Origin of the sequence: Paenibacillus sp. MCAF9 (assembly GCF_052114265.1) — a bacterium.
Taxonomy (GTDB): domain Bacteria; phylum Bacillota; class Bacilli; order Paenibacillales; family Paenibacillaceae; genus Pristimantibacillus.
Window position 1 is genome coordinate 39,787 of record NZ_JBFREL010000027.1, and the last position, 18,440, is coordinate 58,226.

16 protein-coding genes are annotated in these 18,440 nt (G+C 42.8%); 5 read left to right on the forward strand and 11 right to left on the reverse strand.

Annotation, left to right across the window (positions count from 1 at the left end; genetic code table 11):
- Nucleotides 1-20 precede the first annotated feature (20 nt).
- From AB4Z45_RS26165 to AB4Z45_RS26190, 6 genes are all read right to left on the reverse strand, one after another.
- Nucleotides 21-1,607: an ABC transporter substrate-binding protein gene (locus tag AB4Z45_RS26165; RefSeq protein WP_441912514.1), complete on the reverse strand. Its 1,587-nt coding sequence runs from the start codon at nt 1,605-1,607 to the stop codon at nt 21-23.
- A gap of 47 nt (nt 1,608-1,654) precedes the next feature.
- The gene (locus AB4Z45_RS26170) at nt 1,655-2,587 is read right to left on the reverse strand and encodes a carbohydrate ABC transporter permease (protein ID WP_076270694.1); all 933 of its coding nucleotides are present in this window, start codon (nt 2,585-2,587) and stop codon (nt 1,655-1,657) included.
- A gap of 14 nt (nt 2,588-2,601) precedes the next feature.
- A complete protein-coding gene (locus tag AB4Z45_RS26175; RefSeq protein ID WP_339206112.1) occupies nt 2,602-3,522 on the reverse strand; it encodes an ABC transporter permease in 921 nt (306 codons plus the stop codon).
- Between the two features lie 165 nt (nt 3,523-3,687).
- Entirely contained in the window at nt 3,688-5,262 is a 1,575-nt protein-coding gene (locus AB4Z45_RS26180; RefSeq protein WP_441912515.1) for a response regulator, read from the reverse strand.
- A gap of 28 nt (nt 5,263-5,290) precedes the next feature.
- Nucleotides 5,291-7,030, reverse strand: coding sequence for a sensor histidine kinase (locus tag AB4Z45_RS26185; RefSeq protein ID WP_441912516.1), 1,740 nt, complete (start codon nt 7,028-7,030; stop codon nt 5,291-5,293).
- Between the two features lie 252 nt (nt 7,031-7,282).
- Complete coding sequence (locus tag AB4Z45_RS26190; RefSeq protein WP_441912517.1) at nt 7,283-8,497, reverse strand: MFS transporter; 1,215 nt, start codon at nt 8,495-8,497, stop codon at nt 7,283-7,285.
- Between the two features lie 257 nt (nt 8,498-8,754).
- Between AB4Z45_RS26190 and AB4Z45_RS26195 the strand changes: the two genes are divergently transcribed.
- Nucleotides 8,755-9,384, forward strand: coding sequence for a YfbR-like 5'-deoxynucleotidase (locus tag AB4Z45_RS26195; protein WP_441912518.1), 630 nt, complete (start codon nt 8,755-8,757; stop codon nt 9,382-9,384).
- Nucleotides 9,385-9,604: 220 nt separating this feature from the next.
- On the opposite strand, the gene AB4Z45_RS26200 is transcribed toward AB4Z45_RS26195, so the two are convergent.
- The 4 genes from AB4Z45_RS26200 to AB4Z45_RS26215 form a co-directional block, all read right to left on the reverse strand.
- Nucleotides 9,605-10,591 carry an NAD(P)H-binding protein gene (locus AB4Z45_RS26200; RefSeq protein WP_441912519.1) on the reverse strand — a complete coding sequence of 329 codons (987 nt, stop codon included), beginning with the start codon at nt 10,589-10,591 and terminating at the stop codon, nt 9,605-9,607.
- A gap of 233 nt (nt 10,592-10,824) precedes the next feature.
- Complete coding sequence (locus AB4Z45_RS26205; RefSeq protein WP_441912520.1) at nt 10,825-11,343, reverse strand: TetR/AcrR family transcriptional regulator; 519 nt, start codon at nt 11,341-11,343, stop codon at nt 10,825-10,827.
- Nucleotides 11,344-11,592: 249 nt separating this feature from the next.
- Nucleotides 11,593-11,814 carry a hypothetical protein gene (locus tag AB4Z45_RS26210; RefSeq protein ID WP_441912521.1) on the reverse strand — a complete coding sequence of 74 codons (222 nt, stop codon included), beginning with the start codon at nt 11,812-11,814 and terminating at the stop codon, nt 11,593-11,595.
- Nucleotides 11,811-11,966: a hypothetical protein gene (locus tag AB4Z45_RS26215; RefSeq protein ID WP_441912522.1), complete on the reverse strand. Its 156-nt coding sequence runs from the start codon at nt 11,964-11,966 to the stop codon at nt 11,811-11,813. Before AB4Z45_RS26215 ends, AB4Z45_RS26210 begins: the two co-directional genes overlap by 4 nt.
- A 118-nt stretch (nt 11,967-12,084) precedes the next feature.
- Between AB4Z45_RS26215 and AB4Z45_RS26220 the strand changes: the two genes are divergently transcribed.
- Nucleotides 12,085-14,013 carry an ABC transporter substrate-binding protein gene (locus tag AB4Z45_RS26220; protein WP_441912523.1) on the forward strand — a complete coding sequence of 643 codons (1,929 nt, stop codon included), beginning with the start codon at nt 12,085-12,087 and terminating at the stop codon, nt 14,011-14,013.
- A 78-nt stretch (nt 14,014-14,091) separates the two neighbouring features.
- Here AB4Z45_RS26220 and AB4Z45_RS26225 read toward each other — a convergent pair whose 3' ends face one another.
- Nucleotides 14,092-14,940: a helix-turn-helix transcriptional regulator gene (locus tag AB4Z45_RS26225; RefSeq protein ID WP_339206102.1), complete on the reverse strand. Its 849-nt coding sequence runs from the start codon at nt 14,938-14,940 to the stop codon at nt 14,092-14,094.
- 247 nt (nt 14,941-15,187) lie between these two features.
- Between AB4Z45_RS26225 and AB4Z45_RS26230 the strand changes: the two genes are divergently transcribed.
- The 3 genes from AB4Z45_RS26230 to AB4Z45_RS26240 all read left to right on the forward strand — a co-directional run bounded on the left by AB4Z45_RS26230 (nt 15,188) and on the right by AB4Z45_RS26240 (nt 18,420).
- Nucleotides 15,188-16,567: an ABC transporter substrate-binding protein gene (locus AB4Z45_RS26230; protein ID WP_441912524.1), complete on the forward strand. Its 1,380-nt coding sequence runs from the start codon at nt 15,188-15,190 to the stop codon at nt 16,565-16,567.
- Nucleotides 16,568-16,646: 79 nt separating this feature from the next.
- Nucleotides 16,647-17,546, forward strand: coding sequence for a carbohydrate ABC transporter permease (locus AB4Z45_RS26235; RefSeq protein WP_441912525.1), 900 nt, complete (start codon nt 16,647-16,649; stop codon nt 17,544-17,546).
- Between the two features lie 16 nt (nt 17,547-17,562).
- The gene (locus AB4Z45_RS26240; protein WP_076270706.1) at nt 17,563-18,420 is read left to right on the forward strand and encodes a carbohydrate ABC transporter permease; all 858 of its coding nucleotides are present in this window, start codon (nt 17,563-17,565) and stop codon (nt 18,418-18,420) included.
- Nucleotides 18,421-18,440: the final 20 nt, after the last annotated feature.

Consider the following 18,440-nt stretch of genomic DNA (forward strand, 5'->3'; position numbering starts at 1 on the left):
GGGGGCTGATTTTTTTTCAATTATTTTCGCGCTGCAAGGAATGCATCGACTTGGCTTTGTACCTCTGCAATGATCTTATCGATTCCAGCAGCCTTGATTTTTTTCTGCAAATCTTCCAAGCCTTTATCTACATCTTTAATCGCACCGTATTCGAGTGGAATCGCATAACGGAGCATGACGTTGCTCACATTAGCCACTTCTGTTTTCACTTTGCTGTTGTCGAATACAAAGGTTTCAAGCGGGTAGTGATATACCGTTGCTTCCCATGCTTTGCTCATGGCAGATGCCTCTTCTGGGAATGCCGCATCCGTACGATTGAGCGGCGAGTTAAAGCTCCAGTTGGAGAAGCCCGTATAATTGGCAGTCTTGTCTGTCGACTTAAGTTTATCGTCGCCATCAGCTACATAGTTCACGCCATCAATACCGTACATCATGAGATTATGAAGTTCTTTATCATTTTGCATCAAGTTAATGAACATCAGTGCACGTTCTGGATTTTTCGAAGTCGCATGAACCGATGTTCCGTTTTGCGTAGCAACGGCTTGAGACTTTTTCTTAGCAGGCGTAATATCGGCAAGCGCAGCTTGATATGGAGAGTTTTCTCTTTCCATCGCCGCCTTCAAGGAACCTAGCGTACCCATATTATGAGTAATCGACGCCGTTTTTCCTTCTTTAAAATCCTGCTGGTGATCGTTTTTGTTGTTTAATACGTTTTTTGACCAAGCATTTTGATCTGCAAGATCCTTATAGTAGTAGAGCAGCTGCTTGAACTCTTCTGTTTCATACACATTGAAGATTTTGCCCGTCTCATCTGTCAGCTTAAATCCGATAGGAAGATCGAAATCAAGCATATTCCACTCACTTTGCTGCTTAAGCAAAATACGATCTAAATTGTGGAGCTTCCAATCACCTGTTTCTGGCGTAAAGGGTACAATACCCTTCTCATTTTCAGAAACCGCCTTTAAGTAATTCGCGTAAGCTTCAGGACTGTCGATCGCAGGAAGATTATATTTCACACGCAAATCTTCGCGGTACAAGATGAGCTTCTCAACGGACTCCCCGCTGTTCTGAGGAACCATGTACAGCTTGCCGTCTACCTTTGCTTGATCCCAGCTGGATTTCGGCATGATTTCCCAAGTTTCCGGCATGTATTTAGACAGCATCTCATCTGTTAGCTCTAAAAATCCGCCCTTCAACGCCTGATCATTATATCCAGCCCAGTTCGCGGAATAAATTAAGTCAAATTCTTCGTTGGCTGCTAGTTTTAGTGGATACTTTTGAGCCCAATCGGACCAATCTAGAAATTCGCCCTCAATTGTCGCATTAATTTTTTCCTTCAGCTTCTTATTAATTTCAGCAAACACCGTATCATAATCTACCGGCTTCGGACCTACAAAAATCATTTTAAGCTTAACTTCCTTGGAAGTATCGATCCCCTCTTCTGCAGCGGCAGGCTGCTCAGTAGCAGGCTGTTCCGTAGCGGTCTCGGTTCCTTCATTCGCTGGTTTCGGAGATGTTACTTCTTTGTTGCTGTTGCCTGAGCATGCACTCAAAATGAAAACGAATGTTAGTACAAATGCCAGCCAAAGCGATTTTTTCTTAAACATGCTGGAGACCCCCAATTCATATATTGATAAACCAGGATTGCCTGGAACTATCCTTTTACAGCGCCAATCGTTAAACCTCTAACAAAATATTTTTGAACGAATGGATAAGCGATTAGAATGGGTCCGCTTGCTACGATCGTCATCGCCATCTTTAAACCCTCTGTCGGAAGGCTTGTCGTAACAACCGCGCCTGATCCCATCATTGCCTTGCGCATGCCGTCCATATTGCCTAACATTTTGTACAAATAGTACTGAAGCGGCATTAATTTCTCATTCGAAATAAATAACAGCGCATTATACCAATCATTCCAGTATCCGAGTGCCAAGAACAAACCTATTGTAGCCAAAGCTGGCTTGGACAGTGGAAGAATAAGTCGCATAAAGATTAGAAAATCGCCTGCGCCATCTATTTTTGCTGATTCCGTAATCGCTTCCGGTATACCGCTCATGAATGACTTCATCACGATAATGTAGAAAACATTGAACAACAGCGGGACAATTAAAGCTAGCGCGGTATCCTTCATATGGAGATAGTTGACGATGAGCAAATACCAAGGAACAAGTCCGCCGCTGAACAAAGTGGTGAAGAAGAAATAAAACGAAAAGTGATTACGCCATTTGAAATCCTTTCTACTTAGACAATAAGCAGTCATCGACGTTAGAAACAAACCAGCTATCGTGCCAATCGCGGTAACAGCTATTGTTACGATGTAAGCATTAATCATTTGATCCGGGTATTTGAAAAGTATTTTGTAAGCTTCCAATGAGAATTCGCTTGGGAAAAGCTGAAACCCGTCTACAACAATTTTGCTCTCATCCGTTAGGGATGACGATAAAATCAAAATAAATGGAACGATGCATAACAAGGCCAGCATCACAAGCGCGGTATAGCCAATCGCATAAAATAACCGTTGATCCACTTTTTTTATTTTAGCAGCCTTGACTGCTTTCTTATTTAAACTCAAGCCGGATGCATTCATGTCTTGACCCCCATTCAGAATAAAGCGCGATCCTTATCATATTTACGAACAGCATAGTTGACTAGCATGATTGTCGTGAAGCCAAGTATAGACTGATACACGCCTGCCGCTGCTGACATTCCGATCTCGTTGGTTGTGATAAGTGACCTAAATACGAAGGTATCGATGACATCTGTGGAGGAGAACAACACCCCGTTATTGCCAACCATGTTGTAGAACATGCCGAAATCGCCGCGGAAGATGTTGCCGACTGCCAATAAGACTAAAATAATAATGGTCGGATACAGATTCGGAATCGTGACTCGCATCATTCTTTGGAAAATATTAGCCCCATCAATTTCTGCAGCTTCATACATTTCCGTGTCAATGCTCGTAATAGCGGCCAAGTACATTACCGTACCATAACCAAGCATCTTCCAAGCGGAGACAAATACAAGTATAAACGGCCAATATTCAGGTGTATTATAAATGTCGACCGGCTCCATCCCAAAGCTCTTCAGCAGGACGTTCACCGTACCAATGTCGCTATTCAATAAGTTGTAGGCAATCGCTCCAACTACGACCCAAGAAATGAAGTATGGGAGAAAAATAACCGTTTGCGTAATTTTACGGAACCATTTGCCGCCAACTTCAAACAAAAATATGGCCGCGAACATTTGCAGTAAGTTGTTTACGACAATAAAAGCTATGTTGTACAATGCCGTATTTCTCGTTACCCGCCAAGCATCGCCCGATTCGAAGAAAAAGCGAATGTTGTCGAGGCCATTCCACGGACTTCCAAACACACCGCCCGCATAATCATAATGCTTAAAAGCAAGAATGATGCCGACCATCGGAATGTAGGCAAACAGGAGATAAAATAGAACGGCAGGCGCCAGCATGAAAAGGATTACTTTATACTTGTTCAGATCATTCCAAAATCGATGTCGAATCATCAACACTGCCCCTCTCTTCTCTATGTACACATATTATAAAAAGCAGCGGCAAATAAATTAATTATGTGAAACAACTAAAACCAATACTAAATCAACGATTTGAATATCTTTTGCAAAAAAAATAGCCCAACGCCTGCTTTCGACTTGAGCCTTAAATTATTTTCTTTAAATTTTATGCTTTTTTCGATATTCTCCAGGCGACAGCCCCATCGCATGCTTAAATTGTCTATTGAAATAAATAATATTTTTATAGCCGACCTGCTCGGCAATTTCATAAATCTTCTTTGCCGGGTCCTTTAATAGCTCGCACACCCGCTCCATTCGCAATTGATTGAGATAATCACTGAATAGTATGTTCGTCTCTGTTTTAAATAGCTGTCCCAAATAATTTGGTGTGAAATCGAAGTGGGCAGCAACCTCATTGAGCGTTATTTTCTGGTCCAATCGCTGCTCGATATAGGCTGTAATTTGATCAATCAGCTTGCGTTTCTGCCGCTGTTTCTTTAAATACAGCAGTTCAGATAGTTCAAAGAACCGTCTCCTTAGCCAAGAGAGGATATCATGCACCGTTTCAAATTCAAACAAAATAATCGGATGATGAGATTCCCATTTCAGCATTTCGTACATATGTTCATTCATTTGCTGCAAATCAGCATGAAGCTTGGAGGTAATACGAATAATGAGATCATAAATATCGTTTTTCTGGGTCAACGGTTTTTCACCGTTTAAGAGCTGAAGCAAACAGTCGTCAATGGTCGTCAGGTCATACTCCAGCATCGCTCGAAGCATAACATCAACAACCTCTTCAAAATTTGATGCGGCTGATTGTTTGGGGCTCCACTGGAAAGCGCCTTGAATGATTCGATTTTTGCCCATGATCCATTTGATGCTTAATCCTGCTTTCGCCTGCCGATAGGAGTCATGAAGCTTAGCAATATCATTCGTGTACATGCCCATTCCAATCGTAATGGAGCAAGAGAACGTCTCATTAAATTGCCGAACGAGTTGTTCCAGCAGCGTCGTCATGTATTCCTCTTGAACAGCAGCCAGCAGAACATAATGGTAGTCATAGCTTGTCATCATACTGCCCAAGTTGTTGTCCAAGGCAAAATTGCGAATAAAGAGGGTGATCTGATTCATAAACAATCGCCTCTCTTCCTCACTTTTCTCCTTAAGCTTCCATGCGAGATCATCAATCTCAATAATCGAGACAGAAGCCCCTTGCTGCAGCAGAGGCGATAAAATCGTATGAATATGTGCTTCAACCTGACCTGGCGTTGCTTCATTAAACCACCTAAGCAGCAGCTCCTGATTTACTAGCGATAAGGTTTCAGACAAGGCCATATTCTGCTGTCGTTCGTTCTCAATCTTAGAGCAAATGAGAATGAGCATGTCGTTGAGCTCACTATCATCTACAGGCTTAAGCAAATAACCGCTGGCATTCAGTTGAATGGCCTCTTTGGCATAACTGAAATCCTGATGTCCGCTTATAAAAATAATATGAACTTGAGGATTAATTTCCTTTGCCTTGCGAGCAAACTCCATTCCAGACATGATCGGCATTCGAATGTCGGACAAAATAAGATCGATGCGCTTCTGTTCCATTATCTTCAAAGCCGCAAATCCACTGATTGCCGTTCCTACATCTTGGAGGGATAGCTGTTCATTGCCTGCTACCCGGCGCCTTAACCACTCCAAATCAATTGCTTCATCATCTACCAATAGGATGCTGATATCCATGTCGGCACTCTCCTCCTCTGGCGCATCATTATGATAGCGGTTCCAAATCTTCAATGATTTCTTCATCGATCGGAAGAATAATTTGCACCGTCGTTCCTGCTCCATATATGCTGCCGATATGAATGCCAAAGTCATTACCGTATCTTAGCTTTATGCGTTCCTCCACATTTTTCAGACCGTATCGGTCCGAGTGGATCGTGCTCGCCAGCATTCTTTTCAACGTTTCCGGTCTCATGCCGATTCCGTTATCAATAATTTTCAGCTCAATATGGTTCCCGAGACGTTTCCCTGTAATACGAATAGCGATCGTTTCTCCAAACCAAGCATGTTTGAAAATATTTTCGACAAACGGCTGAAGAATCAGCTTAATAACCGGGATATGTGCGATCTCAGGCTCAATATCGAAATACACCTTAAAGGTATCTGCATACTTCACTCTTTGAATGTCTAGATAGGATTCCACCTGTTCAAGCTCTTTCTCAAGCGTGATATAGACATTGCCTCCATTTAGCGTAAGCCGATAAAACTTGGACAGCGCCTGCACCATCTTTGTTACTTTATCTACTTCCCCTAAGTTAGCCAAGCTGCCGATCGTTGAGAGCGTATTGTATAAAAAATGAGGGCTAATTTGCGCTTGGAGCACATCAAGCTCTGCCTGTTTTTTCTGAATGCCCTGCACATATACATTTTTGATGAGGTCCTGAATGCTGGTTGCCATCTGATTAAAAGAATCTGCAATATGAACAAATTCATCATTTCCTGTAAAACCAATCCGCTTATAAAAATTCCCTTCTTGAAACGATTGCACGAGCGTTACAATACGCTTCATCTTTTTCCCTGACAGACGGGCAACAATCACTCCGATAAACGCCATAACCAAGAAACTGATGAAGCAAACGGTACTTATCGCTTTTTTCATTCTGGTTGCATCTTTATTTAGATAGGAATGAGGAACCAACGTCTCGATCACAAAATTTGTTCCTGGAATCTCTTCCCTAACACTCAAATATGATTTCATGCTAGCCTTCTCATCTATGCTTCCTCGTTCATATAGATTAAGTCCAGAAGCCATATCAATTAATCGCAGGCTGATGCCCTCTTCGATTGGGAATGTATCGAAATTGCCTAACAATTCATCGAAACGAGCCGTAACGCGCAAATAGCCGATCGTAGACGAAATGCCGCTGGATGTGACTAATCTACGGAAATGAGAGATGTTGTTTAGTTTCTGGTCCGAATCGACCTGAATCCATAGATGGTCTTGGAATGTAGAGGAAATGGATTTAAACCATTCCGTATTCTCTATACTGTGATGAGATAACACATAATAATCACGCCTGCCAATCGGGGTGGCCATATCATCGCCCGAAACTTCAAGCATATTTTCGTTTACCGTATAGAGCGCCAGTCTAATATTGTTTCCATACAGCAGGAGAGGCGCCTTCATTTGCGGAATAATATCATCCCTCATTTTCAGCATCATATCGAGCTGGTCCCCTTCAAACTGAAGAGCGTTCTGAAAAGTAATACTGCTGAAAAGTGTACTGGACATTCGCTGGATCTCATCCAGCTGATATTCAATATTGCTCCTCGTCTGCTTCATAGCCGTACGAATATTCGTTTCCGCCATCTCTGTTCTCGACTCAATGAGCATCGTATAGGAGATGTATCCAATGACAGCGTCGGTCAGCAGCACAAGAATAAGATACGGAATCATCATTTTGTACGTAAACGGAATATACATTTTATTCGGAATGAATCTCTTCATTTTCTCCCGCCTTTAGCCCGTTCTACCCATAAATTAAAATGATAGTCTCATATTATTGTAATAAAAATCCATATAATTAATAAAGATATTACAGTATGCCTTCATTAAATACAATCGGTTGCAGAACGATAATAATAGAAAAATACAGGCTAATATCGCATAATGCCAAAAAAACCACAACACGATACGGTTGTGGTTTTTAAGTTCATTCTTCATTTTTTTCTTGCATTAAGCCTCACCTAATGGAGAGACTTATTTCGCTGCTATTACTACATGCAATCTTTTCAAAAAGTTGTTTAATTTTTCGGTACACAAGAGCATAGCAATCGCAAAAATAATAATAAACCATGGAAAAATACTAATCGTTGTATTGGTTGCAAGCAATCCTAGAAAAGGGGGCACTAGCGTACTGCCCGTATAGGCAGCAGCCATCTGAAAGCCCATAATAGACTGTGCGTTCTTTTTCCCGAATCGCGCAGGTGTTTCATGCAGCATACACGGAAATATCGGAGCTAATCCAAGCCCTACAATCATAAATCCGACAAGCGAGACGATAGTTGGTAACGGCAGCACTAGCACTACTGTTCCGATTAATGCGATCAGCTGGCCGTACCTAATCAGCATGCGACTGCTCATTTTAAATGTTATAAATCCAGTAATCATTCGACCAACTGTAATTCCGACAAAGAACCATGACACCCATTGCGCAGCTGTCGCTGCAGGCAAATCTTTAATATTTACAAGAAAGCTGCTTCCCCATAATCCCATGCTCGCTTCAATGCCGCAGTAAAATAAAAAGGTTAGCATCGCTAATTTGACCCCTTTTATTTGCCATGGCTTCTTATTTTCGGCGGCCTGCTCCAACTTCTGATCATGCAGCTCATTGTGAGCTTCAGCATTTATGACATGACTGCTTTTTGCAACTTTATCCCATAAAGGAAGAGAAACAAATAAAATGACGACTAAAATAAACTGAATCGCTGCAACCGTGAGATAACCGTCTCTCCAAAGGTTTTGCCCTGAGATAGACGAAGCCATAATAATTGGACCTAGCGTAGCTCCTACTCCCCAAAAACAGTGCAGCCAGCTCATATGATGAGCTTTGTAATGGGTAGCCACATAGTTGTTTAATCCAGCATCTACACTGCCCGCGCCAATACCTAACGGAATCGCAAAAATAATTAACCAAATAATTGAAGGAGACCATGAAAAACCAAGTAAAGCTCCTGCTGTCAGAATACAGCTCACAAGCGTTACCTTCCCCGTGCCAAAACGGTGCAGTACGGTACCACTTATCAAGCTCGAAACGATCGTGCTTGCTGCAATCACCATGGAAATGCTCCCAGCCGTTCCTAATGACGCATTCAAATCCATTCTCATCACAGGCCATGCCGATCCGAGCAAGGAATCCGGCAAACCTAAACTAATAAAAGCCAAATAAATAATAATTAAAAAGAACGTTGCCATCGTTATCTAATCTCCTTGGTGTTCGTCATCCATTTGTTTAAGAAGGCTTCTGCCGACTTATTAAAGATCTTTAATAAGTCATTTTGATAATAGCAGGATTACCTCGTACTGACAAGAGAATAAATCAGTGCTTGCCCTATTAGTTATTACATATATTACCTGATTCATTTTATCGTCCATTAACAAATGAGCTTTATACTAACTCTAATGCCTCGCATTGTACATCATCTTTGGGAAAAAGAAAGGAATAACATGCTATGGGAATTCATACGTACTTTCAATCGCTTAACGATCTCGAACGTATCATTCGTTGTCCAGGTAAATTTAAGTTTGAAGAGCACAGCGTATCCGCTCATTCTTGGAAGGTTGTTCAATACGCCAAAACATTAGCAGATATTGAAGAAACGAACGGCGTCACAATAAATTGGAAGAAGCTTTACGAAATTACGAGCAGCCATGATTATGGTGAAATATTTATTGGCGACATTAAAACACCAGTTAAGCATTACTCCTTAGAACTGCGTGGCATGCTGCAAAAGGTTGAGGAAGGCATGATCGCTCTTTTTATCGAGGAAAATATTCCTGAGGAATTTAAGCCTATTTTCCGCAGACAACTGCGTGAGGGCAAGGATGATTCCGTGGAAGGCCTAATTCTTGAAGTAGCTGATAAGCTTGATCAAGTTTACGAGGCGCTTACGGAATTGCAAAGAGGCAACACCGAAAAGGAATTTGTCGTTATGTACCGTGAAGCGCTCGTCAAAATCAAAAAAATAAAGCTGCATTGTGTAGATTATTTTTTAGAGCACATTTTACCAGACATCGTGAAAGAAAGCTCCAATTGTCCTGTCGATATTCAAAAGATTACAAAGGAAGCCTTAGAGCTGTAGCTGTAGCTTCAACTCCTGCTAAATCCCGTAATAAACCTCAGCAATACATCACCTTTTATATGCCTGTAGTCAAAGCTTGCAAAATGGCAACACGCCTCATTTATCACTAATCTTCCCTCCTTTTTTTAAATCAAACCCACTTTCCTTTCTGTTTTTAACTAAATACCGCGAACTGTGGTTATATAACACCACAATTCGCCGTATTTCATTCCGTACTTTTTTAGCCTCTACGCGATATTGCCTCTTTTACTTCATTCCGTTTCATAAGTGTATTAATTGTAGCCTTAATCCCTATCTCGTATGGTGTGGCAGGGATCGGTCCGACAAGCCGCTTATATTTTTCACCGCTTAACAAGAATGGTTCCTCAGTTAAATACAGCATCTCAACGACCTCTTTCATAACTGGGGAAAATAGACCGAGCAGTGATAAGCCCATTTTACCAAGCGGTATGACTGGTTTTGACGTACCTGCTGCCCTCTGCGCTATCTCTACAAAATCGCGGCCAGAGATGACGCCTGATGCTGGGATATGCCAGTTCTGCTCATAAGCATCCTCCCTAATGGCCAGCTCTACGATCATAATTGCCGCATCCGGCAAATAAACAAACTCACGAGCAACCTTCATCGTTCCAATAAATACGGAAGGTTTGCCAGCCGCAATTCCCTCTAAAGTGGATCCCAAATAGGATGCTTGGTTAGCAGATGGGCCATAATAGTCTGGTAAACGAACAATCATTTTATGCGCCTTATTCCACCGTGGGCTAAACACCATTTGCTCGTACTGCAGTCGAACCTTTCCTTTTTTAGTGTGCGGATTTTTAGGATGATCCTCAGTTGCCTGATTAGTCGTTTTTCTCCCATAAGGATAAATGCCATCCACAACGACGATTTTTGCACCAAGCTGATTAGCGGCCTCCATAACTGCCTCTCCCATAGGGATCAGCTTCGTATGCATGTCATTGTACGGCACATTCGCGCAGCTAAAAATAACCTCATGACCTTCGCATGCTGATATCAGCTCTTTGGTATTAAGAACATCTCCAACTTTAAGCGATAAATGCTCAGGATTACCCAAATCCATCGCAAGCTGTTTCAGCTTTTGATGAGACCGCCCGAATGCCGTAGTCTCGATTCCTCTCTTTAGAAGCTCCTCAACAATGGGAGCACCAGTACCTCCGGTAGCACCTAATACAATAGCTTTTTTCATTATTATTCACTCCTCAAATTTGTGATTGATCAATCACTAACAAACTGGCGTACGGACAATGCATTGACTTCAAAAACAAACAACAAATCAATTGTCTTGGCTAACTTCTAACACGGTCTGTATTTAGCTAGCCATGTCAGCCCTAATATGCCATTTTAAAGGTAATTTTGTTGATGTAAGTTGTTTATTGATTGATCAATTACATCAATATATTAAAGAGCCAAAAATCAGCTCTAATACATTAACTCCGGCAAGGATAGCGCCATCGAGACATTACACAGCATGCCTCTAGCCAAAAATATAACCGTTTTATCCTTCGGATTCTCAAGCCCAGCTTGCTGGAATGCGTTTAACACTAACTGCTGCACTTCACGGTATCCATTTCGCATAACCTCGACAATCGCTTCGTCTTTTATCGTCTGAGCCTGCATTAGAAGCAGCGTTTCATTCTGATACGATTTCATGACTTCTATATAAGCTTCAACAAGCTCCTTCTCAAGCTGATCAGGTCCCGCTGTCTCAATCACGCTGCCAAATGCATCTACGATGCGTGTCCATGAAACCTCCAAAGCTTCTTTCAACAGAATTTCCTTCGTTGCAAAAAAACGAAAAACATACGGCTGTGATATTTGAGCACGTTCAGCAACCTTTGCTGTTGTCGCGCGATAATATCCAATTTCAGCGAAAACTTCAATCGCAGCAGCAATAATATCTGTACGGCGATTAACGGACGCTGCTGTATTTTTTTCCATTGTATCTTCCACCTTTAAGTACTCACTTGTTAGTAATTGATCAATCACTAACTGAATTGATCATAACTTATCGCTTGAAGGAATGCAATAGCTTTTTAGCCATGCTGCAATTTAAACACATGAGTTCAATCAATTGAAATCGAAAAAACGAAGACAACAACTGCATATCCACTGTTATCTTCGTTTTTGAATATCCCATTATTGCTGCACCTTATTCCACAGGCCACAGGCAACCCACATTAACTACAATCACTTACCAACTAACCATTCTGCTATTTCTTCAGTCTGGAGTAGGATCGCTATGGGGTCCCAGTACCATGACCGGTCGCTTCCCCATATATACACCCTATCGTTCTTGACCGCATCAAGCGTATTCCAAATCGGATCAGCCTTGAGATCTACAAGGGTATGCGAATCGGAAGTCAGTATGTTCCTTACCGAGCAGCTTGCCGAAATAGGTAATTTCCTCATGAACGGTTTTCAACGATGCATAAGGTATGATAACCGTAGGTGCGTACGGAGTAGGCAGTTAACGATTCTTCGGCTTTCATATTGATGTGACGGACATCAAAAATGGTGCAAAAAGCATGATTCCATGACACCAAATGATCATGCAATTCCATTTTCAGAAACCTGCTTTCTCTATACGCGCTTAATGGGGTACGATATGATTATATATTATAAATGATATGTATTCTCACTAGTAAAATAATTCTATGTAATCCGTCACGGGGTGTGGTTATGGAATGGCATGAGACCATCACAATATGGAGCCAAATGCCGGTTAAAGTGCTTGATATTCGGCATTTGGCAATGAAGACAGGTGAGGAATTGCAAGCTTACCGCCTTCCAGCAAATGCTTTTATCTTCACTAACCAAGGTGAGGCTAAAATAAGTCTTGATAGAATGGCTGTCGAATCCGCTAATTCCCAGCTGCTGCACGGCGGCAAAGGCGCTACGCTGAATATCAGCTGTCTGAGCCGTCCTTTTGACTACTATCTTATTTTATATAAACCTATGCGCGGCTTATCTACTCAATCTACGCAAAGACAAGCTGAGCAGCATGCTCCATTTGGGCAGCAGTATACATTTAAAGCGAAACACCCCTTATCTTTGCTTGCTCTGCTAGAGTCTATGCAGCAGTATTGGAAGCTGAGTGAAGAGCTGGACCGGCTGCAGGTGACAGGCCTCTTCTACCAATTCGTGCATGAGCAGTTCCGCCAGTTGCGTATCGCTGATACTGAAGCTGCCTCGCCTGATCTGGCTGTACAGATCGCTAGTTATATTCATGCGCATTATCACGAAACGATCTCGATGGAGATGATCGCGAATATATTTCATTACAGTACACACTACCTCTCCAGGGTGTTTAAACGAAAATATGGATGCAGCCCTATGGAGTATCTCGTTCAGACACGTATGAATCAAGCTAAGTTTTTGCTAAATGAAACAGAGGTGACCATTCGTGATATCGCCTACAGTGTCGGATATGCAGATATGTATTATTTTAGCCGCCTTTTCAAAAAGCAGACTGGCGAGACACCAGCTCAGTTCAAAAAGCATAACCTCGGTTTAAAAAGTTCAGTTCGCACAAATTTTATGCCCGAATCGTTCATTGCTCCCTCCCTAGAAGAAGGTTATATTGTTAACAGTGATAATCATTATCAACAAGATACTTGGAGAGTGGATGAAATGAGTTTTGGTTTTAAGCCTTCTTTTGCTGTAACGCTATTGTTTAGCCTATCGTTGCTGCTTGCTGCTTGTGGTGGTTCAGATTCAAATGTGCAGCAGTCTACAGAGGGCAATAATAAGCAGCAAAGTGAAAGTACAGATACATTGCCGGCAGATACTAGGGTTTATAAGGATGCATTAGGGCGAGAAGTGACTATCCCTGTTAAGCCGAGCAAGGCTGTCGTCATTACATACGGTGGTTATTTGCTGCCGCTAGGACTAGAGCCAGTTGGGGTCGATCAAGGTACACTTGAACAATATCCAGACACCATGACAGAGGCCGAAAGCATTGGTGATGGACTTGGCAATGCAGAGGCCATATCTGCCCTGCAACCAGACATCATTATACTGCCAGACTATCATAGCGCTGAAATCTACGAAACTTATCAGAAAATAGCTCCAACGGTTGCCGTAGCATGGGGCGGCGATCCAGATGTCATCAATACGCTCCGAGCGATGGGCGATGTCATGAACCGGAAGCCAGAGGCGGAAGCATGGATTTCTAAATTCGAGGAGAAGCTTGAGCGTATCCGAGATGAGATCAATATTAATATTAAAGAAGGTACAACCGCCATCACGTTCATTCTTTATAAGGGCGAGGTTCTATTGGGAGGCAAAGGCGGTACTTTGGGCAAGCTGATCTATGAGGATTTAGGATTCCAAATGCCAGAGCAATTTGAGAAATTTGCCGACGGGGGCGCTGCGTTGTCGATGGAATCTTTGGCTGATCGGCCTGCCGACTATTTCTTCACACAAATGAAGGATGATGAGCTGGAAGAGATGACAAAGCTATTCCAAGAGCCTCTCTATAAAGCTATTCCCGCAGTAAAAAATAATCGTGTCTTAAACATAACCCGTAATAAATGGAATTATGGTCCTGACCTCGTGGATGAAGCGGTAGATGCGTTAATCGCACAGGTAGAACAGTCGCAGAAATAAGGTTGAACTATAACTAGCTTAATCTAAAAAAGCCAACAACCGCGCATGATTTGCGTCGGTGTTGGCTTTTTTTTTGGGTTAATTCAATTCAAACTTATAAGCTTGACGGTATTTAAGCGGTGAATGGCCGGTAATATCTTTGAAAATACGTCCAAAATGCGTCATGCTCTCAAAGCCGACCTTTTCAGCAATATCAGCTATTTTCAAGGTGCTCCCCGTTAAGAGCTGGCGTGCCTCCTTGATTCGAACATTGTTCAAGTACTCTGTGAAGGTGAAGCCTGTGTTCTCCCGAAACATTTTGCAAAAGTAAGAGGAGCTGATGAAAAACCTGCTGGATATGCCCTGAATCGTTTGGTTTTCATGATAATGCTGGTTCAAATAATCGACGATTTCAAAAATCTTTTTATTGATCGGATTGCTTCCGTCATGTTCAGCTGCAGGCAGCGTTGACGTCTTGCGGTAAAGGAAAATAAGCAGCTCGAACAGCAGTGTTTTTAAATAATATTCATAGCCGGGAGGCTGCTTTATAAATTCCGCAATCATTTTATCGAAAAGCTTCTCGATCATGCTTTGTTCTTGGCCGTTTAAGGGCATGAAATTTTTGCCGCTTGAAAAGCTGGATAGCACATGAAAGCTGTCATTGTAAGGAAACATATCCTCAAGGAATTCCTCTTGAAACAACAGCGTAATCCGCTCAAATGATTCTCTGCTTGAATTGACCAGCTTATGAATCTCATTCACATTGATGATCAATAACGCGCCGCCAACCACCTGATAGCTTTTATCCTCGATAAAGTAGCTGATATCACCAGAGACGAGATAGAAGATTTCATAGCCATTATGATAATGACGTGATGGCATGCTTGTGTCAGTTTTTCTCTCGCGACTAATATCAAACTTCGCAGCTTCATAAAAATTCGACTCCATAAACATTACACCACCATGTAAAGTAATGAGTTTATATTCAAAGTAATATACGTAGAAAAACGATAAATTAGATAAGATATGTGCTTATAATTCATATTATCATATGCTATATTGGTTAGCAATAAGGCATAACAACAGTGGGTGATGCATAATAGAACATGCTTTTAGAGCGAAATTACAATAATTAAAGTTAGTTTTATTAACATTTTGTAAATGTAGGTTCAAAAAAACGAATACGGGGGTTGTCATGAAAAATCTAATAACGAAAAATCGTTTAGTGATGAGTGCACTTCTTTTGTTTTCTCTTTCTACCACGTTGTCTGCTTGCGGCGGTGAAGCCGGTTCAAAAACTAACAGCAACGGAGGGGTAAAGAACAACGGCAAGGATAAGGTTGAGATCGTTTGGGTGATGGCAGCAGACCCGGACAAAAAGGCATGGCAGGACGCGATGGTTTCGACCTTCGAAGAAAGCCATCCGAATGTAAAAGTGCGGCTTGAGAATATCCCGTACGATCAATTCGATCAAAAGCTGACGACCTTGATTGCCAGCGGCAATGCACCGGATGTTTGGAATCCCAATCAGGCGGATAGCGGATTTGCTACTTATATGAAGATGGGCGCATTGAAGGACCTTACTCCTTATATTGAGAAAGGGGCTCCCGAGCTCGATACCATGGACCCTAACCTGCTCGATATTTATAAAATCAACGGTAAAAATTACGGTATCCCGCTCGTAAGCAACGCTACTTATCTTTATTACAACAAGGACTTATTCGATGCTGCTGGCCTTTCTTACCCGACGACCGACTGGGATGATAAGTCCTGGAATTTCGATGCGATGCTCGAAACCGCACAAAAGCTGTCCCATGACGTAGGTGACGCTCGCAAGCAGGTTTTTGGTTTCTCCAGTGCATTAAGCGCAAATGCAATGACGTGGCTATTCGGAGGAGATCTATTCAAGCCCGAAGCTTATACATCCGGCGTAATGGGTGAGCCTGATCTAATGAAGCCGATTAACGTCGAAGCACTGCAATACAATGTGGATTTAATCAATAAATACAAAGTAGCGCCGGACGCAGAGACAGTAGCCGCATCCGCGCAGCTGGGCGATCCTTTCCTTACCGGCAAAGTAGGAATGTACATTTCCGGCGGCTGGGGACTCGGCTCCTACAAGCAAGCGGATTTCAAATGGGGCGTTGCGGCTGTTCCCTATCATGATGGACGCAAGGTTACCCTTTATGTTGACCCTTGGAGCATCTCGGCAACAAGCAAGCATCCCGACGAAGCATGGGAATTTGTCCGGCATTTAGCTAATCCAGCTGAAGGCGGCGGTGCCTACCGTTACATGAATGAAGTAGGGAGAACGCCGGCAGACGCAAGCCTATTCAAGCTTTGGTATGACAAAATGGGTGCAGAAATCGGCATGGATCCTGAGGCATTCAAGCAGGTACACGAAGGCTCGATCAAGTATGGCCGGGAAGCTGAAAACCATTTGATCGTCAAATTCAATACGGTTCTAGAAACGATGAACCAATCGCTCTATCTGGTATGGGGAGGCAAGAAGAGCATAGCCGACGGTTTGAAAGTGTTGAATGATAACCTCCTATCGTTGAATTTGAATCAATAGCAGCCAGAGCTTTAATTAAATTTCAGCCGAGCGGATTCCCTTCATTAGAAGGCGTCCGCCGGCCCAACGGAGGTAGCCCATGAGAAAGCTTTCGCTGGCCATGAAGCGCGAGGAACGGTCGTTTTGGTTTTTCATAGCCCCTTGGTTTATCGGCTTTATATGCTTCACCGGGGGACCGATTCTCGTCTCGCTGCTGCTCAGCTTCACTGATTACAATGTCATCTCGTCCCCGACATTTGCAGGAACAAGAAATTACAGCACGCTGTTCGGAGACCGGCTGTTTTACAAGTCATTGTCCGTGACTCTCTATTACAGCGTTATGGCCGTACCGTTTACGATACTGACATCTTTGATTGTTGCCGTTCTCCTTAATCAAAAAATAAAGGGGCAATCGCTCCTTCGCACGCTTTATTACGCACCAAGCATCATATCTGGTGTAGCCGTCTCCTTTTTGTGGTCATGGCTGCTTAACCCGCAGTTCGGTGTCGTGAACTCTGTCCTTTATGATTGGTTTGGCATTCAAGGACCAGGTTGGTTTACGAGCCCGGGTACGGTCGTTCCATCCATGGTACTCATGCAATTGACGGCATCAGGCAGCACGATGGTGATCTTTCTTGCCGCGCTGCAATCGCTGCCGGCAGATCTGTTTGAAGCCGCATCTATGGAAGGGGCGAGCGGTTTCGCAAAGTTCCGTAAAATTACGATTCCGCTTATTTCACCTGTCATTTTATTTAATACCATCATTAGCATGATCGGATCGCTGCAAATCTTTACAGAAGCCTACGTTATTACGAAGGGAGGGCCGGACTGGAACTCCTATTTCTACGTGTATTATTTATTTGATACTGCATTCAAGCAGTTCCGGATGGGGTATGCCTCCGCTCAGGCATGGATATTATTCCTGCTTATTTTCGCGCTGACTCTCGTATCGCTGTGGGGCTCCAAAAAATTCGTCCACTATGAATATGACTCGAAGTAAAGGAGGTTCCTTTATTATGAAGCGAAAAAAATCGTACAATCACGGCGATCTGCGTCTGATGGACAAAACAATCATCTACATCCTTCTATACGGAGGCGTTCTATTATTCGCATTTCCGCTGTTTTGGATGCTCTCCACTTCGCTTAAGACCATCGGCGAAATTCATCGCGTTCCGATGACGTGGTTTCCAGCCCATTTGCAGTGGATCAACTTTAAGCAGATTTTCATCGATGCCCCTATGGCTCGTTTCCTATGGAACTCGGTATGGTACTCAGCCGTGACGGTAGGTGCAGTCGTATTCTCCTCGTCGATGGCCGCATTCGCTTTTGCAAGATTGCGGGCACGCGGAAGTATGCTTTTATTCGGGCTTGTCCTCAGTACGATGATGATTCCGTCCCAAGTCACCTTGATTCCGCAATATTTGCTGTTTACAAAGCTGCACTGGACAGGCACGTATCTGCCGCTTGTGATCCCAGCTTTTACAGCAAGCTCCTTTACCATTTTTCTAATGCGCCAATTTTATTTGGGCATTACCAAAGAATTGGATGAAGCCGTCAAAATCGACGGAGGAAGCCATTTCACGATGTATTTCCGCATCCTGATTCCCCTCTCCATGCCAGCCTTCGCAACTGCGGCTATTTTGGAGCTGATATCGAGATGGAATGATCTATTCGGACCGCTCATTTATTTGAACGATATGACGAAATACCCGATTTCACTCGGGCTCGCTAACTTTACAGCTGCATACGGAGCAACACCGTGGCATCTGTTGATGGCAGCTTCGCTGGTCGCGATTTTGCCGCTGCTGTTCATTTTCTTTTTTGCTCAAAAGTATTTCATTCAAGGAATCGTTGTATCCGGCTCTAAAGGCTAAATGTATCTAGTATTCATCAC

What these genes read in the sequence shown, in the direction of transcription:
- AB4Z45_RS26165 (WP_441912514.1), bottom strand. Translation starts at nt 1,607, where the DNA reads ATGTTTAAGAAAAAATCGCTTTGGCTGGCATTTGTACTAACATTCGTT.
- AB4Z45_RS26170 (WP_076270694.1), bottom strand. Translation starts at nt 2,587, where the DNA reads ATGAATGCATCCGGCTTGAGTTTAAATAAGAAAGCAGTCAAGGCTGCT.
- AB4Z45_RS26175 (WP_339206112.1), bottom strand. Translation starts at nt 3,522, where the DNA reads ATGATTCGACATCGATTTTGGAATGATCTGAACAAGTATAAAGTAATC.
- AB4Z45_RS26180 (WP_441912515.1), bottom strand. Translation starts at nt 5,262, where the DNA reads ATGGATATCAGCATCCTATTGGTAGATGATGAAGCAATTGATTTGGAG.
- AB4Z45_RS26185 (WP_441912516.1), bottom strand. Translation starts at nt 7,030, where the DNA reads ATGAAGAGATTCATTCCGAATAAAATGTATATTCCGTTTACGTACAAA.
- AB4Z45_RS26190 (WP_441912517.1), bottom strand. Translation starts at nt 8,497, where the DNA reads ATGGCAACGTTCTTTTTAATTATTATTTATTTGGCTTTTATTAGTTTA.
- AB4Z45_RS26195 (WP_441912518.1), top strand. Translation starts at nt 8,755, where the DNA reads ATGGGAATTCATACGTACTTTCAATCGCTTAACGATCTCGAACGTATC.
- AB4Z45_RS26200 (WP_441912519.1), bottom strand. Translation starts at nt 10,591, where the DNA reads ATGAAAAAAGCTATTGTATTAGGTGCTACCGGAGGTACTGGTGCTCCC.
- AB4Z45_RS26205 (WP_441912520.1), bottom strand. Translation starts at nt 11,343, where the DNA reads ATGGAAAAAAATACAGCAGCGTCCGTTAATCGCCGTACAGATATTATT.
- AB4Z45_RS26210 (WP_441912521.1), bottom strand. Translation starts at nt 11,814, where the DNA reads ATGAGGAAATTACCTATTTCGGCAAGCTGCTCGGTAAGGAACATACTG.
- AB4Z45_RS26215 (WP_441912522.1), bottom strand. Translation starts at nt 11,966, where the DNA reads ATGGAATTGCATGATCATTTGGTGTCATGGAATCATGCTTTTTGCACC.
- AB4Z45_RS26220 (WP_441912523.1), top strand. Translation starts at nt 12,085, where the DNA reads ATGGAATGGCATGAGACCATCACAATATGGAGCCAAATGCCGGTTAAA.
- AB4Z45_RS26225 (WP_339206102.1), bottom strand. Translation starts at nt 14,940, where the DNA reads ATGGAGTCGAATTTTTATGAAGCTGCGAAGTTTGATATTAGTCGCGAG.
- AB4Z45_RS26230 (WP_441912524.1), top strand. Translation starts at nt 15,188, where the DNA reads ATGAAAAATCTAATAACGAAAAATCGTTTAGTGATGAGTGCACTTCTT.
- AB4Z45_RS26235 (WP_441912525.1), top strand. Translation starts at nt 16,647, where the DNA reads ATGAGAAAGCTTTCGCTGGCCATGAAGCGCGAGGAACGGTCGTTTTGG.
- AB4Z45_RS26240 (WP_076270706.1), top strand. Translation starts at nt 17,563, where the DNA reads ATGAAGCGAAAAAAATCGTACAATCACGGCGATCTGCGTCTGATGGAC.